22 protein-coding genes are annotated in these 25,927 nt (G+C 44.6%); 11 read left to right on the plus strand and 11 right to left on the minus strand.

Annotated elements, in window-relative coordinates:
* Positions 1–160: 160 nt before the first annotated feature.
* A complete protein-coding gene (locus R7Q09_RS10035) occupies positions 161–601 on the plus strand; it encodes a TerB family tellurite resistance protein (protein WP_017820644.1) in 441 nt (146 codons plus the stop codon).
* Between the two features lie 241 nt (positions 602–842).
* On the opposite strand, the gene R7Q09_RS10040 is transcribed toward R7Q09_RS10035, so the two are convergent.
* Entirely contained in the window at positions 843–1,373 is a 531-nt protein-coding gene (locus tag R7Q09_RS10040) for a 3'-5' exonuclease (protein ID WP_005377684.1), read from the minus strand.
* Positions 1,374–1,456: 83 nt separating this feature from the next.
* A complete protein-coding gene (locus R7Q09_RS10045; protein WP_005377686.1) occupies positions 1,457–2,998 on the minus strand; it encodes a sensor domain-containing diguanylate cyclase in 1,542 nt (513 codons plus the stop codon).
* A 291-nt stretch (positions 2,999–3,289) separates the two neighbouring features.
* On the opposite strand from R7Q09_RS10045, the gene R7Q09_RS10050 reads away from it, so the two are divergent.
* The 3 genes from R7Q09_RS10050 to R7Q09_RS10060 are packed head-to-tail and all read left to right on the plus strand — an operon-like array spanning position 3,290 to position 8,749.
* Entirely contained in the window at positions 3,290–3,922 is a 633-nt protein-coding gene (locus R7Q09_RS10050; RefSeq protein WP_017634945.1) for a DUF2760 domain-containing protein, read from the plus strand.
* Positions 3,922–5,886, plus strand: a complete 1,965-nt coding sequence (locus R7Q09_RS10055; RefSeq protein ID WP_253656894.1) for an Hsp70 family protein — start codon at positions 3,922–3,924, stop codon at positions 5,884–5,886. The genes R7Q09_RS10050 and R7Q09_RS10055 overlap by 1 nt, the downstream gene beginning before the upstream one ends.
* Positions 5,887–5,941: 55 nt before the next feature.
* Positions 5,942–8,749, plus strand: a complete 2,808-nt coding sequence (locus R7Q09_RS10060; protein WP_318070730.1) for an Hsp70 family protein — start codon at positions 5,942–5,944, stop codon at positions 8,747–8,749.
* Between the two features lie 85 nt (positions 8,750–8,834).
* Here R7Q09_RS10060 and R7Q09_RS10065 read toward each other — a convergent pair whose 3' ends face one another.
* Complete coding sequence (locus R7Q09_RS10065) at positions 8,835–9,029, minus strand: hypothetical protein (RefSeq protein ID WP_005377692.1); 195 nt, start codon at positions 9,027–9,029, stop codon at positions 8,835–8,837.
* A gap of 86 nt (positions 9,030–9,115) precedes the next feature.
* On the opposite strand from R7Q09_RS10065, the gene R7Q09_RS10070 reads away from it, so the two are divergent.
* Positions 9,116–9,802: a DNA-3-methyladenine glycosylase I gene (locus tag R7Q09_RS10070; RefSeq protein WP_005377694.1), complete on the plus strand. Its 687-nt coding sequence runs from the start codon at positions 9,116–9,118 to the stop codon at positions 9,800–9,802.
* A gap of 86 nt (positions 9,803–9,888) precedes the next feature.
* Here the strand turns inward: R7Q09_RS10070 and R7Q09_RS10075 are convergent, their stop codons facing one another.
* Together R7Q09_RS10075 and R7Q09_RS10080 are read right to left on the minus strand one after the other, a co-directional pair.
* Complete coding sequence (locus R7Q09_RS10075) at positions 9,889–10,866, minus strand: Gfo/Idh/MocA family protein (protein ID WP_262644202.1); 978 nt, start codon at positions 10,864–10,866, stop codon at positions 9,889–9,891.
* Between the two features lie 11 nt (positions 10,867–10,877).
* The gene (locus tag R7Q09_RS10080; RefSeq protein WP_318070729.1) at positions 10,878–11,165 is read right to left on the minus strand and encodes a putative quinol monooxygenase; all 288 of its coding nucleotides are present in this window, start codon (positions 11,163–11,165) and stop codon (positions 10,878–10,880) included.
* 103 nt (positions 11,166–11,268) lie between these two features.
* On the opposite strand from R7Q09_RS10080, the gene R7Q09_RS10085 reads away from it, so the two are divergent.
* Positions 11,269–12,147: a LysR family transcriptional regulator gene (locus tag R7Q09_RS10085; protein WP_054579469.1), complete on the plus strand. Its 879-nt coding sequence runs from the start codon at positions 11,269–11,271 to the stop codon at positions 12,145–12,147.
* A gap of 128 nt (positions 12,148–12,275) precedes the next feature.
* Here the strand turns inward: R7Q09_RS10085 and R7Q09_RS10090 are convergent, their stop codons facing one another.
* On the minus strand, positions 12,276–12,431 hold the full coding sequence (locus R7Q09_RS10090; RefSeq protein WP_154204611.1) for a hypothetical protein: 156 nt from the start codon (positions 12,429–12,431) through the stop codon (positions 12,276–12,278).
* A gap of 142 nt (positions 12,432–12,573) precedes the next feature.
* On the opposite strand from R7Q09_RS10090, the gene R7Q09_RS10095 reads away from it, so the two are divergent.
* The 5 genes from R7Q09_RS10095 (at position 12,574) to R7Q09_RS10115 (ending at position 19,203) form a co-directional block, all read left to right on the plus strand.
* A complete protein-coding gene (locus tag R7Q09_RS10095; protein WP_318070728.1) occupies positions 12,574–13,917 on the plus strand; it encodes a sodium/glutamate symporter in 1,344 nt (447 codons plus the stop codon).
* A 204-nt stretch (positions 13,918–14,121) separates the two neighbouring features.
* Positions 14,122–14,613: a type II secretion system protein gene (locus R7Q09_RS10100; protein WP_005377704.1), complete on the plus strand. Its 492-nt coding sequence runs from the start codon at positions 14,122–14,124 to the stop codon at positions 14,611–14,613.
* 271 nt (positions 14,614–14,884) lie between these two features.
* Positions 14,885–16,624 (plus strand): ABC transporter transmembrane domain-containing protein, encoded by a 1,740-nt coding sequence (locus tag R7Q09_RS10105; protein WP_318070727.1) that lies wholly within the window; start codon positions 14,885–14,887, stop codon positions 16,622–16,624.
* 3 nt (positions 16,625–16,627) lie between these two features.
* Positions 16,628–18,403 (plus strand): ABC transporter transmembrane domain-containing protein, encoded by a 1,776-nt coding sequence (locus tag R7Q09_RS10110; protein WP_318070726.1) that lies wholly within the window; start codon positions 16,628–16,630, stop codon positions 18,401–18,403.
* 251 nt (positions 18,404–18,654) lie between these two features.
* Positions 18,655–19,203 carry a hypothetical protein gene (locus R7Q09_RS10115; protein ID WP_005377712.1) on the plus strand — a complete coding sequence of 183 codons (549 nt, stop codon included), beginning with the start codon at positions 18,655–18,657 and terminating at the stop codon, positions 19,201–19,203.
* Positions 19,204–19,245: 42 nt separating this feature from the next.
* On the opposite strand, the gene R7Q09_RS10120 is transcribed toward R7Q09_RS10115, so the two are convergent.
* The 5 genes from R7Q09_RS10120 to R7Q09_RS10140 all read right to left on the minus strand — a co-directional run bounded on the left by R7Q09_RS10120 (position 19,246) and on the right by R7Q09_RS10140 (position 25,845).
* Entirely contained in the window at positions 19,246–21,468 is a 2,223-nt protein-coding gene (locus R7Q09_RS10120) for a TonB-dependent siderophore receptor (RefSeq protein WP_258639178.1), read from the minus strand.
* A 200-nt stretch (positions 21,469–21,668) separates the two neighbouring features.
* Positions 21,669–23,645, minus strand: coding sequence for a Fe(3+)-hydroxamate ABC transporter permease FhuB (gene fhuB, locus R7Q09_RS10125; RefSeq protein WP_318070725.1), 1,977 nt, complete (start codon positions 23,643–23,645; stop codon positions 21,669–21,671).
* Positions 23,642–24,526: an iron-siderophore ABC transporter substrate-binding protein gene (locus tag R7Q09_RS10130; protein WP_318070724.1), complete on the minus strand. Its 885-nt coding sequence runs from the start codon at positions 24,524–24,526 to the stop codon at positions 23,642–23,644. The genes fhuB and R7Q09_RS10130 overlap by 4 nt, the downstream gene beginning before the upstream one ends.
* 11 nt (positions 24,527–24,537) lie before the next feature.
* A complete protein-coding gene (locus R7Q09_RS10135; RefSeq protein ID WP_005377721.1) occupies positions 24,538–25,302 on the minus strand; it encodes an ABC transporter ATP-binding protein in 765 nt (254 codons plus the stop codon).
* A gap of 324 nt (positions 25,303–25,626) precedes the next feature.
* Positions 25,627–25,845 carry a hypothetical protein gene (locus R7Q09_RS10140; protein WP_005377723.1) on the minus strand — a complete coding sequence of 73 codons (219 nt, stop codon included), beginning with the start codon at positions 25,843–25,845 and terminating at the stop codon, positions 25,627–25,629.
* Positions 25,846–25,927: the final 82 nt, after the last annotated feature.

Consider the following 25,927-nt stretch of genomic DNA (forward strand, 5'->3'; position numbering starts at 1 on the left):
CAAGAGGCAAGTCACCGTGAACTAACTCAGGAGTTTAGGTTTTTTGGGGAGAAAGTGGCCGTTCTTAAATGTCAACGGCGTGCTAAATTTGGTATCGCACCTTGAGATCTTCCGTATTTATTACCATGTTAACCAAATAAACAATAGCTCGGTGTTCATTATGTTTAATTCTCTCACATCATTATTTAAACAACTCATTGATGGCTCTGATTTAAGCCAAACCAACACACTTTCCCCTAACATGGCTATCGCGTGTTTGCTTTGTGAAGTTTCTGGCGCAGACCATAGTGTCGATGATAGAGAACAAGAAACAAAGCGCTCTTTATTGATGAAACTGCTTTCGTTAAATGAAGAAGAATCAAATACTTTGTTAGAGCAAGCGCAACAGAAAATAAAAGATTCCGCTTCGCTGTACGACTTTACCTCTCAACTAAGAGAACTGACTCAAGAAACTCGTTACAACTTAATCAAAAGCATGTGGGAAGTCGCTTACGCAGACGGCGAAATTGACCCGCTAGAAGACGCGGTGATCCGTAAAACAGCAGAGCTACTCTATGTTGATCACAGCGAGTTCATTCGAGCGAAGTTACAGTCTCAGTAAAGTGACGAGATGAGTATATAAGTCGCTGGCTAACTCTAAGCTACCCCTAGAATGACAACAGATATCGCTTCTGTAGCCATAAAAAAACGCGCACTCTGCGCGTTTTTCAATAAGCCAACGACATTGTTATTAAAATACTGGTCAAGGTATGTGTTTAGCTCTTTCCACACTAAACAGACTGCATGACAAAACAACAATGGTTGGATGATTATTTAATTACAAGCTAGCTAGGTTCGAATAACTAAAACATGGTCAAAGCAAGCTTAGCTAAGTTGTATGCATCTACATAGCCAGAGTGTTGACGCCCTTCCCAGTCTATTCCTTTTGCTTCTTGAGCGGCTCGATGGCCTATACGTTTATCTTTAAGACGATTTTGAATACGGTAGAGTGTCGCTAAGTTGATGAACTCTGTGAACGGTGCTTCAATACCTTTTTGCTTACACTCTTCTAGAAGAATGAGGTCATCTCGCCCCCAAGATGCAAAGATTTTGTTGCGACCACCGAAGTTCTTAACCATGGATTTAAGCACTTCTTCTAGTGGGCGTCCTTGTTTTTCAATCTTACGTGGTGTGATGCCCGTTAACTCAGCGCAGAACAGAGACACTTCATCGTGTTCTGGTTTCACGTAGTATTGAGCACGCTTGACTATCTCACCTTTAGACAAATCTATTTCAGCTAACCCCACTTCGATAATTTCACCCGTGCTGCCGACGCCATTTTCGTTCCAGCAACACATTTCTAAATCGAAGCATACAATACGGTTATGGTTCATAGTTTGCCTTGGTTCCTAACATAAAAATTTAAAGCGTGCGATTCTATCGTAACACGGCGTAAAACTCGAATTTGTGCGCCCATTTAATCGCCGATCGACACATTATTACGGCCGTTTTTTTTACTCAAATAGAGTTGACTATCCATTTTGTGATACAAGCTCTCAGGATCTTCTTCTTTATGGATAACCGCACCGATACTCAACGTACAGATGATTGACGCATCACCATAATCAAAAGCCGTACTTGCCACAACACTCCGTAATTTTTCTAGGTAAGCTTCTAGCACTGCTCTATCAATGACTTTAGAAATAATACAAAACTCGTCACCACCAGCTCGGTAAAACTTATCTCCCGGTTTTAAATTAGCACTGACCAGCTTAGTAACATGTTGTAACGCTTCATCTCCACCTAAATGGCCGTGTTTGTCATTAATCACTTTGAAGTGGTCGATATCAAAACCAACCAAGGCGAAGTTAACACCTTTGTTTATCTGATTAAGCAAATGATCGTTGAATGCTCGGCGATTCAGTAGTTGAGTTAGAGGGTCTCGCTCTGCCATTCTTTTTAATTCAACGGTTTTGAGCTCCAACATGACCGCTAAGCGCTCTTTTTCTCGAGACTGTAAATTCACAATCCAACTGATCAAAAAGGCGATTACCAATCCGGCTAGCGTCGTGCCCGCTAAAATAGAACGCTCCCAAGCTGAGACTGCGTCAGAAAGCTTAAAGTCAATACGCCATTCACGGTTAGGCAGTTGAATGGTTCGGCTTATAACGGTTCCTCGAATGTTATCCCAGCTAGCACTTTGAAAGAGAACAGGGTCATCTGCTGCGTCGAATCCCAAGTCTTCTACGCGCACCGACATATCGAGCTCCGTCGCGGTTTTCGTAATCAAATCCTCAAAGTAAACCGTACTTCGGATAACGCCGGTCACTACTCCTAATAAATATTTGTTCTCGAAGTCGAACACTGGATGGAACACCAGCAACCCAGTCTTAGGTATGGACTTGTCATAACCATCTTGCAGTAAGCGAACTTTATCCGAGACATTCGCTCGCCCATTTTCGGAAATATCATCCAAGATTAAATCGAAGCGTTTGCGCGAAAAATAGAAACCCAATAGAGAAAGGTTTTCCGGTGTTCTTGGGTAGATATCCGACGCGATAAAAATTGGCTCATTGTGTTCAAAAATGTACCCGTAGGTTTTGGGACCATCTTTAGGAACGGTAAACGGTTGGAAGTTTGGAAATTTTTGACGGGTCTTTAAAATATGTTCATCAAGATCTTCGAATTCGACCTTTTGCATCCATTGAAGTCCAATGAGACTTCGCGAGCTATTAATCACTTGTTCCGCATACATGGGAAACGATGGCCAATAGCTTCGCTCAATCGAATGGAAAAAGTTTGCGCCCGCACCAATGAACTTTAGATCATTCTCGACGTTTGCTTTAAGTGATTCTGCTTGTCGGTCGGCTAAAGTATCAAACGTCGTCTGTGTATACCGTTGCTGCATTGTATAAGCAGCACCTACTACACCAGCAGTGACACATAAAGTCGCCAAAAAAGCTAAAATAGAGTCTGAATGTCGTTTTATAAAGCTCTTATGAGCGGTGCTTTGTGTCATATCGTAATTTTTGATACTTCCGTAAGTTAAACTTCGGGATCTATTGAAATACTGCGTTAGCAACGCACAAACATCAAGCAACAACCTATATTGGGGAGTCTGATCGTCGATTTTTCACGCTGTTCGTACGGTATAGTCACGAATTATTACAGCCTTAAGCCTTGAATATGCTACCATCCGTCATCATTTTAATGTCTAAACTTGGTGCAAGATCGCAAAGACGATCGTTTTAGTGAACAAATATGAGCCAATACTGAGCACCAATAAATCAATAGAAAGAGAAAAAACGTCATGAACATTGATTTGAACCTAATTCCTCAAACGTTCGATATGCTTCACGCTGGCCTAACCGCATCGAGCGTTTTGCTTCTTCTAGTTGCAGTGTCGCGCAAATCAAAAGTGGTCGAGAAAGTGGTAGAAAAACCAGTCGAGAAAATCGTCGAGGTTGAGAAACCAGTTGAGAAGATCGTTGAAGTAGAAAAAGTAGTAGAAGTAGAGAAAGTCGTAGAGCGTGTTGTAGAAGTTGAATCAAAACTTGCAACAGCATCAACGGACTCTGCAATGCAGCTGCTTTCTATCATGCAACAAGAAGCTCGTCTGATTGACTTCTTAAAAGAAGACCTAACGTCATTCTCTGATGAAGAAGTAGGCGCAGCCGCTCGCGTAATCCACACTGGTGGTCAGAAAGTACTGAACGACTACGTGACGCTAGCGCACGTTCGTAACGAAGACGAAGAAACTCGCATTACGGTTGAAGAAGGCTTCAACCCACAAGAAATCCGCCTAACTGGCAACGTAACAGGCAGCGCGCCATTTAACGGCACGCTAGTTCACAAAGGTTGGAAGGCAACATCAATGACGTTGCCTAAACTGGCTGAGAACTACGACGCATCTGTGATCGCTCCAGCTGAGGTTGAGCTGTAATGGAACACATGAACCAAGAAAACCATTCTCAAGAAGTGTCTGTTGAAACTCAACAGACGCCTAAATTCAGTGTTGGTATCGACTTAGGTACAACACACTGTGTGATGTCTTTTGTTGATACTCACGACGAAGACGCTCGCGTTGAAGTGATGCCTATCCCGCAGTTGACTGCGCCGGGTACGGTAGAGACTCGCAGCCAATTAGGCTCTTTCCTTTACCAACCACACGAACACGAAATGAACCCGCAATCACGCGTTCTTCCGTGGTCGAGCGAGCCAAAAGCTCTAGTTGGTGCAATTGCACGTAACCTAGGTTCAAAAACACCAATTCGTCTTGTTGCAAGTGCGAAATCTTGGCTTTGCCACGCAGGTGTGAACCGTCGTGATGCTTTCCTGCCAGCAGGTAGCCCAGAAGAAGTGGAAAAAGTATCCCCTCTTCGTGCGACAGAGCTTTACCTAGAGCACCTAAAAGACGCTTGGAATCACGCGAACCCAAATCACAACCTTGCCGATCAAGACGTAACCATTACGGTTCCTGCTTCTTTTGATCCTGCTGCTCGCGATCTAACTGCAGAAGCAGCACGCAACGTTGGTTTTGTGCACCTAACACTTCTAGAAGAGCCACAAGCTGCACTTTACAACTGGATCGATAACAGCAACGACAAATGGCGCGACGAAGTTGAAGTTGGCGACATCGTGCTTGTGGTCGATATCGGTGGTGGTACAACCGACCTTTCTTTGGTTGAAGTAACTGAAGACGACGGCAACCTAACTCTGAACCGTATTGCGGTAGGTGAACACATCCTACTTGGCGGTGACAACATGGACCTTGCACTTGCGTACCGCTTGAAGATGAAGCTAGCGCAAGAAGGCAAAGAGCTACAGCCATGGCAAGTTCAGGCAATGACGCACGCATGTCGTGACGCTAAAGAAGCGCTATTGAACGACAGCGAGCTTCAGTCAGTGCCAATCGTGGTACCAAGCCGTGGTTCTAAACTGCTTGGCGCAACGCTAAAAACAGAACTGACTCAAGAAGAAGTACAACAAACACTGGTTGACGGCTTCTTCCCTCAAGTTGCGATTACGGACCACCCTGTTCAACGTAGCCGTGGTGCACTAACGCAAATGGGTCTGCCTTACGCACAAGATGCGGGCATTACTCGTCACATTGCAGCGTTCTTGTCTAAGCAAGCTAATGCCCTTTCTACTTCAGGAAATGGCGCAGAAGCAGCAGCTCAAGATTTCAACCCATTCGCTAACATGCCTGGTATGCCAGGTTCGGATGCAGCGCAGTCAGCTGACTTCATCAAGCCAACAGCAATCCTATTCAACGGTGGTGTTCTGAAATCGAAACTTCTAGCAACTCGTCTAGAAGACACGATCAACGAATGGCTACTAGAAGCAGATGCTGAAATGGCGAAACGCCTAACAGGTGTGGATCTAGACCTTGCGGTTGCTAGCGGTGCGGCTTACTACGGCTCTGTGCGTCGTGGTCAAGGTGTTCGTATCCGTGGCGGTATTGCTTCAGCGTACTACGTGGGTATCGAGAGTGCGATGCCTGCGATTCCGGGCATGGCGCCTCCAATGGAAGCACTGTGTGTTGCACCATTTGGTATGGAAGAAGGTTCAAGCGTTGACGTACCAAGCCAAGAGTTTGGTTTGATCATCGGTCAGCCAGTTAACTTCCAGTTCTTCGGCTCAACGGTTCGTCGTGATGACCTAGCAGGTACTCACCTAGACTACTGGGCACCAGAAGAGCTTGAAGAGCTTCCAGAAATCCAAGTAACTCTGCCTGTATCTGAAGGTCGCCGTGAAGGTGAAGTGGTTCCTGTAACCCTAGCCTCTCGCGTCACAGAACTTGGTACGCTTTACTTAGAAGCCATTGCCGCTGATAACGGTCAAAAATGGCATGTTGAGTTCGATGTGCGCGAAGACGCGAAAAGCAACTCAAACGAAGAAGAATAAATAGAAATCAAACGGCATCCAATCGGGTGCCGTTTTTAAATACACGAAGGTTTGTATGGCATCTCCTCGTTTTCTTGTTGGTATTGACCTTGGCACCACAAACACTGTGGTGGCGTATTGTGAAATCACCGACAACCTTGAACAATCCGAAGTATCCCTATTCGACATAGACCAATTGATTGGTCCGGGTGAAGTGGTTCGTAAACCATTGCTGCCCTCTTTCCGCTATCACCCTGCAGTTGGTCAAATCTCCCCTTCTGACCTAACACTTCCTTGGGAAAACGAACCTGTCTCTGGCGACATTAGTAATGTGATCGTGGGTGAATGGGCTCGTGAATTAGGCGCTAAGGTGGAAGGACGTCAGGTATCCAGTGCTAAAAGCTGGCTATCGCACCAAGCAGTGGATCGTAGTTCAGACATTCTTCCTTGGGCTGGTGCGCAAGACGTAGATAAAGTCTCACCCGTTATTGCCAGCGCAAGCTACCTCAACCACATTCGTCAAGCATGGAACTACCGTCACCCTAGCAATAAGCTAGAAGACCAAGATGTGGTTGTGACCGTTCCAGCGTCGTTCGATGAAACCGCTCGTAAACTCACGCTTGAAGCCGCTGAGTTGGCAGGTTTGAAAAAAATCGTCCTGCTCGAAGAACCACAAGCCGTATGTTACGACTGGTACGCACGCCACCAGCAAACCGCAGCTGACGAATTAAAAGATCTGCCACTAATCCTTGTTTGCGATGTGGGTGGTGGTACAACAGACTTAAGCCTGATAGAAGCTAAGTTCACCAATAGCGACTTAGCACTTGATCGTATTGGCGTTGGTGAACACTTAATGCTAGGGGGTGATAACCTCGACTTAGCGTTAGCGCACCTTGCTGAAAGTCGCTTCAGTCAAAACAAAAAACTCACTGCAGCAAGCCTAACTAAGCTGATTCAGCAAACTCGCAAGGCGAAAGAAAGCCTACTTTCAGCAAGTGCACCTGAAGAAGTGAAGATCACCATGCTGGGTAGCGGCTCGAAACTTCTTGGCGGAACAAAGAGTATTGGGCTGAGCAAACAAGAAGTGCACCAAATCGCTTTAGATGGCTTCTTCCCGCTTTCTGATTTCAGTGAAGTACCAGACAAGCGCCGCAGCGCCGTCGTCGAGTTTGGTCTTCCATACGTTGCTGACCCAGCTGTGAGCAAACACGTTGCCGAGTTCTTAACTCAGCACCAACAAGTTGCTCGTGCCGCTCTTGGCATTGAAGACGACAAACAAAATGCCATTCCAGTCGGTTTGCTACTCAACGGTGGTGTGTTCAACAGTGAACTTGTGACTGAACGAGTCACTACCCTACTGTCCGATTGGCGAGGCGCTCCGGTTACGGTATTAGATAACCCACATCCAGATTGGTCTGTTGCACTGGGTGCCGTTGCGTTTGGTAAAGCGCGTCGTGGTGCACAGCTAAAAATTGGTGGTGGCGCAGCGCGTTCTTACTTCTTGCACCTTCAAGAGAAGAACAAGATGGGCAAAGCGCTCTGTTTGCTTGCAAAAGGTACAGAAGAAGGACACGAGATCCGCTTAAGTGGTCGTCGCTTCTCACTTACCCTAGGTGAGCCCGTTCGCTTTAACCTGCTGACTTCTACCCACGACACCTTAACCAATAACACTGCCATTCAAAACGGTGTGATGGTGGACGTTGATCCTGACTTATTTGCTCCTCTGCCGCCTTATATCACCACCCTTGAAGGTGAAGGTGCCGAACTGCAAGCCAACCAGAAAGAGCGCGTAGAAGTGCAACTGGCGTGTCAGTTGACCGAAGTCGGTACGCTTAAGATGGAATGTGTCAGCGCAGAAGACGAGAGCAAACGTTGGGAGCTGGAGTTCGAAGTTCGTAACAAGCAAACCGATGACAGCGAGCAAGTTAAGCTTCACCCTAAACTGAATGAATGTAAGGAGCTGATCGCTCGCCTTTACAGCGGTAATAAGAAAAGCGCGGAAAGCAAAGAGATCAAAACCTTAGCCAAAGATCTTGAGAAGAAACTGGGCAAACGTGACGAGTGGGATTTCACTACCCTACGTCAACTGTTTGATACCTTTGCGCAAGGTCGTAAGCGTCGCCGTCGTTCTGAACAACACGAGAAAAACTGGCTTCGTTTGGCGGGCTTTGCACTGCGTCCGGGCTTTGGCGATCCAACAGACTCTTGGCGTATTGAGCAAGTTTGGGGACTGTATCAACAAAATATTCAGTTCAAAAACCATCAAGGTTGGACAGACTGGTGGGTATTCTGGCGACGTATCGCGGGCGGTCTAAGCCAAGAACAACAAGAAACCATTTTGGCAGACATCGCAAAATATCTGCATCCCGGCGCGATGAAAAACCCACAATCCGCCAAAGCGGCACAAGACATGGGTTACGAATCCATGGTGCGTCTTTCAGCCTCTCTAGAGCATCTAGAAGTGGAAGATAAAGTTCTATTGGCAACGTGGTTCTTGAGTAAAGCGATCAACCAAAACCAGTTTGAACAAGCACACTGGTGGGCAATGGGTCGCTTGGCATCACGTACGCCTTTATATGGCAGTCAGCATAACGTCGTTCCTCGTGAACAAGCGGAACAGTGGCTGCCTAAACTGTTAGAGCAGAACTGGCAGAAAGAGCCAATGATCGCGTTTGCAGCCGTAATGATTTGTCGTAAAACAGGCGACCGACTATTTGATATCTCAGACGACTACCGTGAGCAGGTACTGGCTAAGTTGAAGCAAAGTAAAGTGCCTGAATCATGGGTATCATTGGTTGAAGAAGTCAAAGAGCTATCTGAGAGTGAATCGAAACGTATCTTCGGTGATGCACTGCCAAGCGGTTTGACGCTGGTAAACAACTAAGCTCCCATGCTCATAAACGCAACAAAGCCCTTCTCGTGAAGGGCTTTGTTTTATCTGATTCTAATAGCTCACGAAAAACGACTCGTTAGTTCATTTCCGTATTGATTACCACATCACGCGTTTCATTATCCATATCACTGATGCCGACCACTGAGATTTCACGGTCAGATAAATTCTCAATCATGCTGTCTTCCAACCCACCGTCCGTCATCCACGCATAGAATTTTTCCGCAATACGATCCGAACCTTCTCCGACAAACGTTAATGTGACCTTCTTCATTTGTGACACTCCATCAATTTACGATTCAGCCACTTAAGCGTAGTATGTTTCGCAAATATCGACATAAACTAGGACTAACTTCTTTTATGAGTATCGAAAAATTTGACGCGATTTATCAGCGTGCTGCAGAGCGTAAAGGTGGTGAAGATCAACTTGAAGCGCTTTTGTCTCATCCACTAAGCAAAGAGGAACTGGCTGCGATTCCCGATGACCGTTGGCTGGCCGCTTTTTCAATGAAGGTATTCCAAAGTGGGATTTCGTGGAGCGTGGTTCGCAACAAGTGGCCGAACTTCGAAGAAGTATTCTTCGGATTTAAGATTGAGCCGCTGTTGATGCTGTCAGACGAGCAATGGGAAACCAAAGCAACCGACAAACGCATCATTCGCCACCTCACTAAAGTCATGTCGATTCCTGCCAACGCACGTATGATCCACGAAGCAAAAATCGAATATGGCTCGTTTGGCAAAATGGTTGCCGATTGGCCGCAAGAGAAAATCACCGACCTGTGGGCGTATTTGAAGAAACGCGGTAATCGCCTAGGCGGAAATACAGGCCCTTACACACTGCGTCAAATGGGCGTTGATACCTTCATCTTGTCTAGCGACGTTGAAGCTTACCTGCGTAATTGCAAGATCATTGAAGGTGGCAAAGATACGAAAAAATCGCTCGATGCAACCAACAAAGCGTTTGTTCAATGGCAGCAAGAAAGTGGCAGAAGCCTGTCTGAGATCAGCCAAATCATTGCGTTCAGCACCGGCGATAATCGCATTTAATCCAGACTGAACACAAAATAAAAAAACGGCGCACCAAATATTGTATTTAGTGCGCCGTTTTTATGTTCATTGGTTCAAGTACACACTTACTTTGAAGCCAGTGATTCCCACTCAGTCAGTAGCTGCATAATACGGTGAGAGTCTTCCCATGTTGCACAAGGGTTTTCTAACGAGGTACGCCCTGCTTCAACCGCTTGGCGAATATTGCGCACTTGATAGAAGAAAGCGTCCCCTGCAGCCGGTACAGACACTTCACGCTTCGACGTCTCGTAAATTTCCACACTAAACTGGTTATCTTGCGTTGGTAGCCATGGGTTTGAATCTAGCGTAATACAGCCTTTGCTACCCAGGATGGTGAACTGGTGTTTCAATCCATGATCTTCGGCAGTATGTACGCTCACCGTTTGTTGCTCACCAAATTGCATCATCAAACTCGATTCACAGATATTCCCATCGTTACCTTGTCGACCAATCGCTGTCATTGAACGGTTCTCAAAGGTTTGCTGACCCAACATGGTTTTCACAACCAAATGCACCAATGACATTGGGTAACAACCTAAATTATACAAAGCACCTTTACTGTCTGGATTAACAAACTGCGCAATCGATGCAATATAAGACGTATGGATGGAGCGAAGTTCACCAACCTCTCCCGATTTAAGCACCGAAACCAACTCGCTGATCAACGGGTGATGCAAGTACATCAAACCTTCAGCAAAGAATACCTGGTGCGTTTCGACTGCTTTTAGTGCCAACTCGGTTTTTTCCATATCTACCGACAGTGACTTTTCACACAGGATCGCTTTTCCCTGCTCTGCCGCTTTAACGATAAAGTCATGATGAAGGTGATTTGGCAATGCGATGTAAATAATGTCGACTTGCTCATCGGCAATCAACGCATCGTAATCGTTGAACGTATTCTCGATGCCATATTGCTCAGCGAATGTCTTTAAGTTCTGCTCCGAACGCCCAGCAACAGCGTACAGTTCACTCTTGTCATCGCCTTGGATTGCCTCAGCCATGACACCTGAGATAAAGCTTGTGCCTAAAATGCCCCATTTCATGTTCACGTCTCCTATTGAGCTTGGGTTTCGAATGCTTGGACTAACTCTGCCATTTCAGCTGCAATGAACGCTTGTGTATGCGACATAGCAAAATGCGCTTCAATCGCGGTGCGGTTTTCATATCGCTCCCAAATAATCACACGTTGTGGATCTTTAGAATCGTAGGTCGCATTCGCTTGCAAGCACCCCGCTTCGCTTTGCATATCAAGGCAAAATTGTTCAATGGCTTCAACCACTTGTTGTCTTGGCTTATCGGCATTCATTTTCAGTTCGGCGGTAACAAAAATCGTCTCGCTCATGATGGATCTCTTTCTCCATTCTTAATCATACGCCCACTGTAATTAACCTCATTTGATTGATAAACTCTGCTTTAGTTATTTCTTTATCAACTCTGGGTGTGCAATGGATAAATTAACAAGCATGAAAGTTTTCGCTTACGTGGTCGAACACGGCAGCTTTCGTAATGCAGCACACCACTTTGATATTTCACCGACCATGGTTGGCAAGCACATGAGCTTTCTTGAGCAAAGCTTAGGTACGCAGCTGATTCATCGCACCACGCGCAAACAGTCCTTGACCGAAGCTGGCAGACTCTACTATCAAGAGTGCCACCGCATTATTGAAGACATCACCAACGCAGAGAACCTAATCCAGACGCTGATCAACCGCCCAACTGGAACAGTAAAAGTTAACTGCCCAGTTACCTATGGTAAAAAGGTGATTGCGCCCATCGTGGCTGACTTCTTAGCAGAATTTCCCGAACTGAACGTTGAGTTAATGTTGGATAACAGTTTGATTGACCCATATCGAAGCGAAGCAGACGTGATTATTCGTATTGGTGAGTTGGTCGATTCATCGTTAGTTGCAAGAAAACTCGGGCAATACGACATGACTTACTGCGCCTCACCCTCTTATCTTAAGCTGCATGCCCCTATCCAATCGCTTGATGACCTTGAACATCATCATTGTTTGGGATTTCAGTACCACCAAGGGGAAAGCCAACAGGTGGTGAACATGCCATCTAATACCTTTGGAAACAGCAACACCCGATTAACGTCTAATAATGGTGATGTGCTTAAGTTTGCCGCGTTAAAAGGCTCTGGTGTTCTTCTTCAACCAAAGATCTTAGTTGAACAGGAAATTCAATCTGGTGCCTTGGTAGAAATTCTCCAGCAACATACTCCCAAGCCAAAACCGATCCACCTGCTTTACCGTTCAAAACAGCTTTCCCTTAAAAACCGCACCTTGGTTGATTTTGTTCTTTCGCATGTGAATCCGTAACACCACCTCATAAAGCGGCGACAATTTAACCACTCAATCAACTTTTATTGTCGATATGACAAATATTATTTCTTGTTAATTGTCTTTATTTTTCAGGCCGTTAGTATAGAACGCTCATTTAGTGAACACTATTTGTTGATTCCCATCAATTGCATTGCTCTGACAAAGTGACTAGGATTGCCGCCTTTCCTGAGTGAACTATCAAAATAACATCGAGAAATTTCATCAAATTTCTCTTCCTGTTCGTGTGCAATCACAACATTTACACTCATTTCAAATTGCATAAGCACATTCCTTTGCTTATGAAAACGACATTGATTTCTCAACGCTTTTAGTCACGTATGTGGCTTTTTGGCTTGAGAGAGATTTTTATTCAAGGTAGGTCACAAGGACGCTACCCCTTGACTGCATTTACTGGAGGATAAGATGCCTAAAGGTCTAATGCTGACTGACTTAGCCATCGCTGGCTTACTATTGATTTTGGCAAAAGTCATTCGCGTTCACGCGCCATTACTACAGCGTATGTACATTCCATCGGCGGTTCTCGCAGGATTATTCGGTCTAATTTTTGGACCAGCCCTGTTAGACGTACTTCCTTGGACCGATACGTTTACCGCTAACGCAAGCCTATTAACTGCTGCACTTTTTTCTGCGTTAGGTCTGGCAACGTATGTTCCATCACCTAAAACCGTCGCACAGCGTGCTGGCTCATTGTGGGCGTTTAACCAAATCGCTTCTGTTTCTCAGTGGTTGTTTGCGGCAATGTTTGGTCTAGTTCTCACAACCTTCTTCTGGCCAGAGATTAATCCTGGCTTTGGTGTGACAATGTCTGCGGGTTTTATGGGCGGACATGGCTCTGCATCTGTTGTTGGTGAAATCTTCACGGGGCTTGGCTGGGAAGATGGCTTCACACTTGGCTTAACGTTCGCAACCGTGGGTATTTTCATCTCGATTTCTGTCGGCATGCTCATGCTGCAATTCGCATTGAAGATGGGTTGGATTCGTAGCTTTACGACCTTCGACAGCATGGACGAACACGAACGCAAAGGCCTTGTTAAGCCTGATGATCAAGAACCGGTAATGAAAGACACCATGTCTTCCCTGTCGGTTGATTCTTTTGCGATTCACGCGGCGTTGGTTGTAGTGGTAACAGCTTTCTCGTATGTAGCGGCTAACTACTTATCTTCTTTCCACGATAAGGTACAAATCCCTACGTTCGTAACTGGCTTCCTTGGCGGCATGCTCGTGCGAATCGTCGCGAAACAAACGAAAGCTTCACGCTATCTTTGTGACGGTGCATTCAAACACGCTGCGGGCATCAGTACCGATTATTTGATTATCTTTGGTATCTCAGCCATCAAGATTACCGTCCTAGCCCAGTATTTAATGCCGATGGTAGCGCTTGCAATCGGCGGTATCGCCTTCACACTATGGCTAATCTTCTGGGTTGCCCCACGTATCATGGGAGAAGATTGGTTCGAGAAAGGCATTTTCTCTTGGGGTTGGTTGACCGGTACGGTAGCTATGGGCATTGCTCTACTTCGTATTGTTGATCCAAAGATGCGTAGCAAGGTACTTGATGATTACGCCATCGCTTATGTCCCAGGCTCAATCACTGACATCTTCATCATCTCTTTGATGCCAATCGCAATGTATAACGGCATGCACTGGCAAGCGCTTGGTGTAGGATTAGGTTACATCGCAATTGTCTTATTTATTTGGCGATTCATTTTTAAACGTAACAGCAGTGCTCTGACACACGAATCTTAGTCGCTTTACTCGGGAGGATTTTATCCTCTCGAGTTCATTCCTTGGTTTTTATCAAAATCACTCCCCCACCACGAAAATAAGCAACTTGTTTTATATTTGAGATTTGCAATCCCGATCTCTTATTACCATTCTTTTTTAATACTTGACCTGAAAGTTTCTATATCAGAATAGCCGCCTATTCGTTTCTAAACATGGAGAAAGGCTGTGCGTCGCTCTCAAGGATTTACTCTTATTGAACTCATTGTGTGCATCATCATTCTTGGTATTGTAAGCGTCGTTGCATTTCCTAAATTTCTTGGCTTACAAAAAGATGCCAGAGTGGCGGTTCTATATGGAGCCAGAGAAGCACTCATGACCGCCAACAACTTTGTCTACACCAAAGCAGTGATTCAATCTCAAGAGACAGTTGATGGCGGCATACAATATAACATTGATCTAGATAATGACGGCCATAACGACCTAATTGGTTACTTTGGATTTATCAAAAATGTTATTCCAGCAAAAGAGCTAGCAGGCTTTGATCCGCAACTCACTATTAACACTTGGTATGGGGTAGATAGCCCAGACGAGCCCTACTTCCTTATTGGTTTTGCAAACAAGCCTGTTGGTCCAGAACATATGTGTTATGTCGAAGTTTACTACCCAGAAACTCCTGGTGGCCAAGTGAAATACAAAATACAAACTGACGATTGCTAATTCCCATAGAGAGTGGCAGTAACACTTTTACTTTTGGTGTCTTCATCGTTATTGCAAGGTAATGGCTCCAAAACCACCATTAACAACTATTTCACATAATGTCGTCGCACAGTTAGCTCATAGAGATAAAACCAGTAATTTGCGCCGACACATGGCTATAATTGAAACAATCTATCGTTTTTAAACCCGCCTATAACTTGTGCTTGTAAACTCATCATTTCGCTCAATAATAGTTCTATAACAAATTCAATAATTTAAAGCGGGAGGCGTAATGAGAATATTCTGGCAGCTACGTTGGTATTTCCAACAAAAGTGGAGGCACTATGTCGGATCCATTCTGCTTTTCGCTGTGATATCAGCACTACAGCTTGTTCCGCCCAAAGCAGTTGGCATCATAGTTGATGGCGTCGTAGACAACACTTTAGATACAAATACGCTGATTCTATGGCTCTCAGGGTTAACTGTACTGATCTTTACTATTTATGGGTGTCGCATCTTATGGCGAATTTGGCTTTTCGGCGCAAGCTGGGAGCTCGGGACCATTCTACGTAACCGTCTATATAGGCATTTATCGACACAGCCACCTCGTTTTTTTGAACGTTACAAGACGGGGGATCTGATGGCTCGTGGCACTAATGATGTGCGTAATATCGTTATGACAGCCGGCGAAGGGGTTTTAACCGCCGCAGACTCTTTGATCACTGGTATTGCGGTTTTAATCATTATGGTAACGCAAGTAAGCTGGAAGCTCACCGTAATGGCGCTTCTTCCAATGCCATTTCTTGCCATCATCATCTTCTTTATTGTGCGTATCCTACATCAACGCTTTCGTGTCGCTCAGGAAGCCTTTTCTACCATGTCAGACATGACACAAGAGTCACTTAATGGCGTGCGAATGCTGCGTGCTTTCGGATTAGAAAACCAAGAGCAGCAACGTTTTGAAGAGGTTGTGGATGATACTGGCGAAAAGAACATCGCTGTCGCAAGAGTCGATGCTAGATTTGACCCGGCAATTCAGTTAACCATCGGTCTTTCTTTCCTTCTTAGTGTCGCTGCTGGTGCTTACCTTGTTGATAAAGGTGAGATCACGCTTGGTGATCTGACCGCATTTACGATGTATTTAGGGTTGATGATATGGCCGATGCTGGCATTCGCATTCCTATTTAACATTTTAGAAAGAGGCTCTGCTGCATGGAATCGATTACAAGAGATCTTTGATGAAAAGCCAGAAATTATCAGTGGCAATAAGCCAATAGAAAATAAACCACTTCCGTTAAAAATTGATATCGCCGATTTCCATTGGTCTAGTGATTTACCGCCCGCTTTGACGGAAGTAAACATCGAACTGGAACCCGGAAAAATGTTGGGAGTTGCAGGGCCGGTAGGAAGCGGAAAATCGACCCTGTTAACACTACTTTTGCGTCAACATGATTTAGAAAACGGCTCAATTAAATTCGGTGATGTCGAGATCAAGGATGCCCTACTTCCACAGTGGCGAAACCGCTTTGCTGTCGTTAACCAAAGTCCGTTTCTATTCTCCAAATCTATCTTCGACAATATTGCCTTAGGCAACCCTAATGCAGAGAAAGAAGAAGTCTATAGAGCAGCAAAGTTAGCCTGTATACATGACGATATTGAAAAGTTTCCTGAAGGCTATCAAACAGAAGTTGGTGAAAAAGGCATTACACTCTCCGGCGGGCAAAAACAACGTATTGCGATAGCACGCGCTATGCTGCTGAATGCTCAAGTGTTGGTTTTGGACGATGCACTTTCCGCTGTTGATGGACGGACCGAACATCAAATCCTTAAGAATTTGGAAACATACTACCGTAATCAAGCCCTAATCGTTATTGCGCACCGCCTCACCGCTTTGGAAGCAGCAGACGAGATCATTGTATTGAATCACGGACACATTACTGAACGTGGGCAACATAGCGCTTTATTAGCGCATCAAGGCTGGTACGCCGAGATGTTCGAGTATCAGAAACTAGAGCAGGCGATGGAGGAATAATGAATGAACCAGACCAGCACGTTTAAACGGTTAATGTCTTACCCATTATCTCAACCAAAGCCAATGATTAAAGGACTCGCCTTGCTGTTTATTGCTGCGTTAGCCAGCGCCGGCGGCCCTTGGTTGATTCAATATTTCATTGATGAGCACATCGCTAAAGGTGACTATTCACAAAATGTTCTGATTTCGCTAGCAGTAGGTTATATCGCTTTTCAGATCGTATCGGCAACATTCCAGTATTTTCAGTCATTGCAATTTAGCATTGTCGCGGCTAACACGATCAAAGCGATTCGTAAGCAAGTATTTTCTGGCGTGATTAAGCAGCCGTTATCTGCGTTTGATTACACTCCTGCTGGAAAATTGGTGTCGCGAATCACCAACGATACGGAATCTTTACAGCAATTTTATGAGCTTTTGATCGCGACCGTGGTGAAAAACGTGGTCATGATTGTCGTAATGCTTGGAGTTATGTTTTTCATGAGTTGGAAGCTCACACTCGTTGTGCTTGTATTGCTGCCGATCGTCATCGGCTTTATGTACTTGTTTAAGCAGCTAAGTACAGAAAGCTACCGAAAGATGCGTGACCTATTGACCAATATAAATGCGAATCTGAGTGAATCCATTCAAGGGATGAGTGTCATCCAATTAATGCAACAAGAAGAGCGTTTTAATAAACAGTTCAACGAGCTAACCGCAGAGCATCTGGTGGCATCTAAACGAGTGATTCGGCTAAACGGCTATCTGCTAAGACCATTAATGGACTTACTCGCTGGTCTTGCGTTGCTTTGCTTGGTTGCGATCTTTGGTTTTAATGGTATTGAGTTGATTGGTGTGGGGGTACTGTATGCATTTATCAGTTATCTTGCGCGAGTTACTGAACCACTAATTGAGATGACTCAGCAACTTGCTCTACTTCAGCAGGCGTTAGTATCAAGCGAACGTGTTTTTGAATTGATTGATGCGAAAGAACAAACTTACGGGGGCGATCATCAACCATTAAGGTCAGGTGCTATCGAACTTAAAGACCTCACATTTAGCTACGATGGTAAACAGGACGTCCTAAAAGACATTTCGTTGAAGGCCAACCACCAAGACTTTATCGCGCTTGTCGGGCATACAGGAAGCGGTAAAAGCACATTAGCGTCACTGTTAATGGGCTTTTATCCAACGCAATGTGGTGAACTGCTCATAGATGGTCGTCCACTTAAAACATTAGGGAAAGACGTACTTCGCAAAGATGTGGCAATGGTTCAACAAGATCCACATATTCTCCCTGCTTCAGTCAGAGAAAACATCTCTCTCAGTCGGGCGGTTGATGACAATCAAATATGGGATGCGTTAGACAAGGTAGGTTTGGCAGAACAAATTCATCGTTACCCTAACGGGCTAGACACGCAGTTAGGTCAAGGCGAAACTAATTTATCTGCGGGTCAGAAACAGCTTTTGGCGTTAGCACGTGTGCTTGTGGTAAAACCTAAGATATTGATATTAGATGAAGCAACCGCAAATATTGACTCAGGAACAGAGGCTTTAATCCAAAAGAGCTTGGCGGTACTCAGACAAGACATGACGCTCGTTGTTATTGCTCATCGGCTTTCAACTATCCTAGATGCAGACCAAATCATTGTTCTTCATCATGGGGAGTTAGTTGAGAAAGGCACACACAAAGCACTCTTAACGCAAAATGGTCGTTATGCTCAAATGTATCAGTTACAGCAAGCAAACCGACATCTACAACAGATTGAAGAAGACACCAAGCAACTCGAAGAAGCGGTGTGATTTTATGCCCGTGCCTTCTTTTTATTTAGTTGGTATGGGCATAATTGGTGTAACTTCAAAATTTAGCCTTGTTAGCTTCCAATTTCTTCATAATGTGAACTAATTTTCTATTTCTTACCTATTATTGACATAACCCCTCGCTATATCACGCAAGGTCGTTGTAAAATCGTACGGTACTTAAGTCTACTGCCTGTGGCATTGGGCTGAATTCCGCTTTCTAATTATGCACATTAATCTCATGACACAAGTCCATGGACAAAGATAAGTTTACTAACATCTATCGCTTGCCTGGTTCGATTCAAATTCGTATCGGTAAATGGCAAAAGACGTTCCGCGGCACCTCTGATTTAGTTTTACATCAGGCGCTAATGGAGCGTAATAAGCAATTTAAGAAGCCAGACTTTTTACCTAAAGGCTGGTGTGTCACTCCTATTGATGAAAACGACATTACCATTACGCATCACGGTAAATATATCCAAACCGTTATGCGCACAATGCTGGACAGAAAGGTCTCATACAAGCGACTGTTCCTATCTCGGATGAGTCTCGAAGATGGTGAAAAAGTGCTCCACAATTACAAGCTGGAGTGGGTAAGAAAACATAACCAGATCGCCAAAAAGTACAATCAAATTAAAAAGAAACAATATATGAACTTTGCAAGAGAAGAAGAGGAAACCCTCTACCCTTCGATTCCAAAGGGTGAGTTTGACAAAACATTATGGAACAAACTTGTCGTATCATCGTTTGGTCCGCAGAAAAAGTACAAAAACCCGCACTTTGTCCGTAAAGCCGATTTCTAAATAAACACCCCTAAAGTTAGGGGTGTTTATTTATACGTTAACTCACCAGTCGTAAGTTAAACTTGCAATAACATTTTGTCGGTCGCCATACCAACAAAAGCCATCACATGTCGCTATGTACTTTTTATCCGCGATGTTTTTAGCTGCGACTTGTAACTTGTAATCGCCGATTCGATAACTGACCGTCGCATCCATTAAGAAATAACTTGGTACTTTTAGTCCCTCTTCATTGTCTCCGTATGACTCACCTGTATAGCGCGCGCCTAAGCCAACAGCAAAGCCATCAAGAGGTCCATCAAAGAAACGATAATGTGCCCAAGCTGATGATACGGTATTCGCCACTTGGGAAGGTGTTTTGCCAACCCATGCCTTATTGATGTCTTCTTTTATCTCTGCATCAACGTACGCAATGTTCCCGATCAATGTTAAGGATGGTGTCACATTAGCTACAGCTTCAAACTCAACGCCGTTATTTTCTATTTTTCCTATTTGCGTTAATTCACTCAAGTAGATACGAGCCAAGTTTTCTTTTGTTGCCCGATACGTTGCAATATTGAAATAACCATCAAATGAATCCGGTTGGTATTTCATACCGATTTCAAATTGATCACCGCTTTCAGGCTTCGCTGGCTTACCATTGCTGTCTTCTTGAATAATTGGATCAAAGTACTGAGAGTAACTAAAGTATGGCGTGAAGCCAGAATCAGAAATATAAGCCGTTCCCACGCTAAACGTCCACTCTCCATTATCGACTTTCGTGCGAGCACCCGTGGTAACATTATGTACTTCATTACTTGTATCGTCGTAACGTGCGCCCAATAACATCGCCCATTTATCGTTGATCAGCATATGATCTTGAAAGTAGACGCCGAGCTGCTGATTATCGATTTTCGTTCTTTGCTTATCGGTTTCGCTCAATGGTTGTAGCGTATTCGGATCGAGTAACATTATGTTATCCGAATAAGTAGGATTAAATACATTAAACCTAGGATCGGGCAAAGCTCCCATTGGTGTGTTTAATAATGCATTACCATTAGCAACGATAGGGTCATTGGCAAAATCTTTACCATCGATACTGATCATTTGAAAATCTATGCCCAACATCAAGTTATGCTCAACACTTCCCCAATTTACTTGGTGCATCAAACGATTATCGATATTAAAAGCATCAGATGACCCATCTTCTGTTGAAGCACCCCGAAGTATGGTTTTGCGTTCATTTGATGGGTCCAAAGCCGGCCCCAACGCAGGCACGTCAGCCGAGTAAACGTACGAATACATTTGTCTTAGCTTAACATCCATTTCGCTGTAACGAGCTGCTTGAACAAATGAAGTGGTATCATTAAATGCATGAGAAAACTCATAGCCTAAAGACACCTGCTCACGCTCAAACGTCTCCCAGTTAGGATTGCCTATCGCTAAACTATCACTGATCTTTCCATTTTTGTTTGGCGTTAACGTTCCTTCAACTGGCAAAAATTGCAGATAAGGATCTGAGTCGTCTTTTTGATAGCTCGTTAGAAAGGTAATTTCAGACGTCTCATTAAATTTGTACGTCATCGATGGAGAGAGAAGAATGCGCTCTGCTTCTACCCCACTAATTCTCGTCCCATTTTTTCTCGCTAACCCTTGAAAGCGGAAAGCTAGCTGCTCACTCACCTCAGAGTTTACGTCAAGAGAAAGTTGTTTACGGTCTTCAGAACCGTACTCCAAAGATACAAGTCCTGACCCCCCATCAAATTGAGGTCGCTTACTGACAACATTGATAACCCCACCTGGAGGGTTTTGCCCATAAAGAACAGACGCTGCACCACGTAAAACCTCAACCCTCTCTAACGCAAACGGATCTATTTGCCAACTATAGAAGCCAGAAGAATATAAACGGGTACCATCTTGATACAACCCGCTGTTCGCCTGTTTAAAACCACGAATAATAAACCAATCTTGCTTGTTATCTTCGCCAAAATAGTTAGTTTGAATGCTTGGTGTGTACTGTAGCGCGTCAGAAATGCTAATAGAGGCACGATCATCCATTTGCTCTCGCGTAACAACAGACACCGCTCTTGGAGTCTCATTGATGGCAATATCAGTTTTCGTCGCTGCCCGACTCTTCGCTCCAAGATAACTAAAATCAGGACCAACTGCACTGTCTTGCTGCTGTCCAATCACAACTATATTTTCATCTTCCTGAGCCAAGACATTTGGCGTTGATAAAGCTAATACAACCGCCATCGACGTTGGTGTCAGCATAAACTGCCGAGTCATATTCTTCTCCTTTTTGTCGGCAGCCAAACCAACCCTTCATGACTTCAGCGACCGCTGAAAGAAAAGCGAGTTACGGCATCGCCAGTTGTTTCCGTAAAAGACAAACCAGAGGTTTTGCATAAAGCACTCGCATAGGTTACGAATGCCACTACGAGTGCTTATTTGTATAAGTACTTTCTTGGTTGAGGCTTAACTCATCTCTATAAGCGGCGTAAACCCCACATTAAATACAAACCGCCAATGAGAGACGCCATAAGCCCTGTTGGTATTTCTTGCGGGTAAAGGACCTGTCGTCCCAACCAATCAGCCAACAACATCACCCCTGCCCCCAGTATCGCGGCGCATAACATGTGTTGTGACGCTTTGTTAAAACCAAATAAGCGAGCTAAATGCGGAGCCAACAACCCAACAAAGCTAATCGGACCAACAACCAATGTCGCACTGACCGTGAGACAAGCAACTAAAAGAAGCAGTATTGCGCGTGAGCGATCAACTCGAACTCCAAGTGCTTTAGAGGAAGCGGCACCGACAGGAAGAATATCTAGCCATCTTACGCAGAGAAAACTCAACCCTATAAAGACAAGCGCAGATAAAGACAATGGGAGTAACGTTTCAACCGAGACATAGTAGGTAGACCCAGACAACCAAGCTAATGCTTGATAACTTCTTGGGTCACCAGTGGCTAGAATAAAGCTCTGTATTGCATTCATCAGTGCGGTAATCGCAATACCAGTCAACAAAATACGCTCCGGCTGAAAGCCTGACTTAAGGTTTAGCAGCACAATGACTGATACCGTCGCTAATGCGCCTACGAGCCCGCCTAGAGAAAGAGTGAAAATTGACGAACCAAACCCAGTAAACATCGCGATGATCAATCCCATCGCTGTCCCTGAACTGATACCGATCACTTCAGGACTTGCCATTGGGTTTCCACTTAGGCGTTGAATCATGGTTCCAGCAATCGCCAACATTGCCCCCGCAATTGCTGCTGCAAATAACCTAGGTGCGCGCCATTCCAAAAAAATCCAATTTTGGCTAGCAAATAAGTTTGTCCACCCTTCATTTTGCACAGCAACCGTGGCAAAAAGAACAACAGAGATTAACGTGCCGATCAACGCCAATGAGATCGCTTTAGGGTTTAGCTTGTAAACATGTTGACGGTGTCGAGTTAACACTGTTTGAGTATGGCCCTGCGTCTTTTGTGATAAACGAGGTAACAGCCATAACAGTAGCGGAGCGCCCAATGCAGCCGTTGCTGCTCCCGTTGGTATAAAACTCGCCATTAGCCCTGGCAGTTGCTGAATAACCAAATCGGTTAAAGTCAATAACATGGCACCAATCAGCATTGATACCCAAAGCTTATGCTGGACTTTATTGATACCTATCAATCGAGTAATCGCTGGCGCCGCTAACCCGATGAAACCGATGATTCCTACGGCAGAAACCACCCAAGAAGTGATTAACACCGCAAGCCCAAGACAGACAAAACGCAACTTAGCTAACGAGACACCTAAACTCTTGGCACCTTGCTCGGAGAGTTCCAACAGACTTAACGGCTTTGCAATCACAAATGCAATGATCGTAGCAAGTGCGATTCGAGGGGCAAGATACGAGAAATCTCCCCATCCACTCTGAACAAGCGAACCCGCTCCCCATATCATTAACCCATTCAGCTTTTCGGTATTCATCATCAGAATAACCGTACTTAATGATGCAAAGTACAGGTTTATCACTAACCCAGAAACGACGACAACCGTTGGAGATAACGCTCGTCGCCATGACAACAGCATCACCAACCCCATCGATATCACACCGCCGATGAGAGCAACCAAATTAGGCGCGATATCCAACATCCAAGGTGCGAATAGCGTAGCTAACATCAAAGCAAAACTTGAACCGCTCGCCACACCAAGTGTCGTGGGTGAAGCGAGAGGGTTACGCAGCACTTGCTGCATCAATACCCCAGCAACCGCTAATCCAGCACCAGATATAATCGTGGTGAAGACTCGAGGCCACCAGCTAAAGTGAAGTAAAACAGAATCGATAGATTGAAAGTTAGGCTCCCATAAACTGATTAGAGCCAACGAAAATGAGCTTACTTGGTACAATTGGAAAGCACCAATAGAAAAGGTAAATGCCGAAAGTAACACCACAAAGCTTAAAGGCATCGTTTTCATTGTGTTAACTCCTCGGCCTTACTCGCCGTAACTAACTCTGCGAAACGGAGAGCTGAAGGCATAGAACCAAAACTCCAAACGGGTGCGACTTGCATGACCTTTTCACCAGATTGTTGAACAACATATTGCCAAAATGGGTCTTGAGAGAGCTGCTCCGCTCCACCGTAAGGTAATGGCTCTACGATAACAATTTGAGCTTTTATGCCAGCTAACTTGTCGATGCCAACTAGGCTAAAGCCCCAGCTATTCGTCTTTTCATTCCATGCATTACTCAGCCCAATCTTTTCGATAGCCTGAGAGTAAAGACTATTTTGACCAAAAACACGAACGTGCTTCGTATCCATAAACTGAATAATTAAAAGCTGCGGCTGGTCTTTGTTTATGCGCTGTTTTAATAAAGAGAAACGTTTTTCATATTGTTGGATAAGCGCCTCTGCTTCCGCTTCTCTTCCCAGCTCTTCACCAAACCTCCGAGTGAAACGAGTAAGTACCGACCAATCTGTGATCCCGCTTTCATATAAGTCAATCGTGGTAACGGGGGCAATATCGACTAAACGATGCTTCATTGAGGAGAAGTACGGGGCAATAAAAATACGGTCAGGTCTGAGCTCGTAAATACGCTCTATATTGGGTTGAGTTCTTAACCCTACATCCTTAGTTTGAGGTGGTAACGGTGGCGATTTTACCCAAGCATCGTAATCTTGCCCTTGAGCGACGCCTACGGGCACAACCCCTAACGCCAACATCGTTTCAGTTTGTGTCCAATCAACCGACATCACCCGAGGTGATGCGTCAGCTAGTGCTTGAAAAGAACTGACCAAAAGCGCACTAAGTGAGAGAGCGAAAGAGAAATGTTTAAGTCGAGTGTTTGTACTGCTCATTATTCCAACCTTTAGCTTGGCATCGCCACCGGGTAACCCGCAGGGTGGTCAGAGATCATCATCTCTATCCCATATATGTCCCTCAACTTAGGTTCAGTAAACACCTGTTCAACATTGCCTTGTGCAATCAAATCACCTTGATGTAATGCAACGATGTAGTCGCAAAATCGTGCAGCCAAGTTGATGTCGTGTAATACGATAATAACGCCCAAGCCCAGTTCTTGACTGAGTTTAGAGATAAGCTTCAACATATCGACTTGATGGCTGATATCTAGCGCAGACAAAGGCTCATCAAGAAGCAAATACTCGGTTTTTTGGGCTAACAGCATAGCTAGCCACACACGTTGACGCTCTCCTCCAGATAACGTGTCCACTAAGCGATCTGCGTATTTTAGTGTGCCTGTCATCGCCATTGCTTCTTCAACAATGTCGTGATCTTTCTTACTCAAACGTCCAAGTAAACCATGCCATGGATAACGACCAAAACCGACTAAATCTCGACCTAAAATACTGTCGGTCACTGGAAGATGCTGAGGCAAGTAGGCAATGTGTTGGGCGAATTTTTTCGCTGAGAGATCGTTAATGCTCGTTCCATGCAGAACCACGTCACCAGCGGTGTATGGCTGTTGCTGTGCCAGCAACTTTAACAATGTGGATTTTCCTGAACCATTGTGTCCAACAAGAGCGTATGTTTTTCCGGGTTCAAATGTCACATCAAACGCTTTTAGCAATGACTTGCCTTCAATCTCAAACTGGAGTGCTTTAGCTTCCAACATCCCTACTTCACCTAATAGCCATTTACGAATAACAGTTATTCAGAGCTCTCATTCGTTGATCACGTTTGCCGTTCTTATTCAACAGAACGATTAATAAGGGAGGTTTTATATAACAACAAAGATACAAATGCAAACCGTTGTCATTATCATTACATCAACAAGATCATTGAGAGAATTGCTAAGTGTTAGTGATAATTTGCTCTGCTGAACTTCATTAGTAAATTATAGGCAGGTCAACGAGAGCAGCGGTCTCCCACTGCTCTCGCATAAATTTGAACGAATACTGCAGCGTATGAAGAAATGAAAAATGCCGCAGTGAATACATTAATGACGAGCGTCAGCGCCAAACTCTACTTCTTTATAGATATCGGCCAGCGACTTTTTACCTTGTTTGTCTTTGGCTGAACGCTTTTTCTTAGTTTGATAATGGTATTCTTGCTCCTGAAGTGCTTGTTCGTGCTCTTTTGCTGACTCAACAAACTCAGGATTTGCAAGTGCTTGTTGGCGTAAGCGGTTTACTCTTTCAAGGGTTTCCCACAACATACTTCACCTCCAAACTTATTACTGTATATAAAAACAGTATTGTTTAAATATTCCTCCTCGTCAACATTTCAACTTTGTTACT

It is taken from the genome of Vibrio sp. 2130-1 (assembly GCF_033339515.1).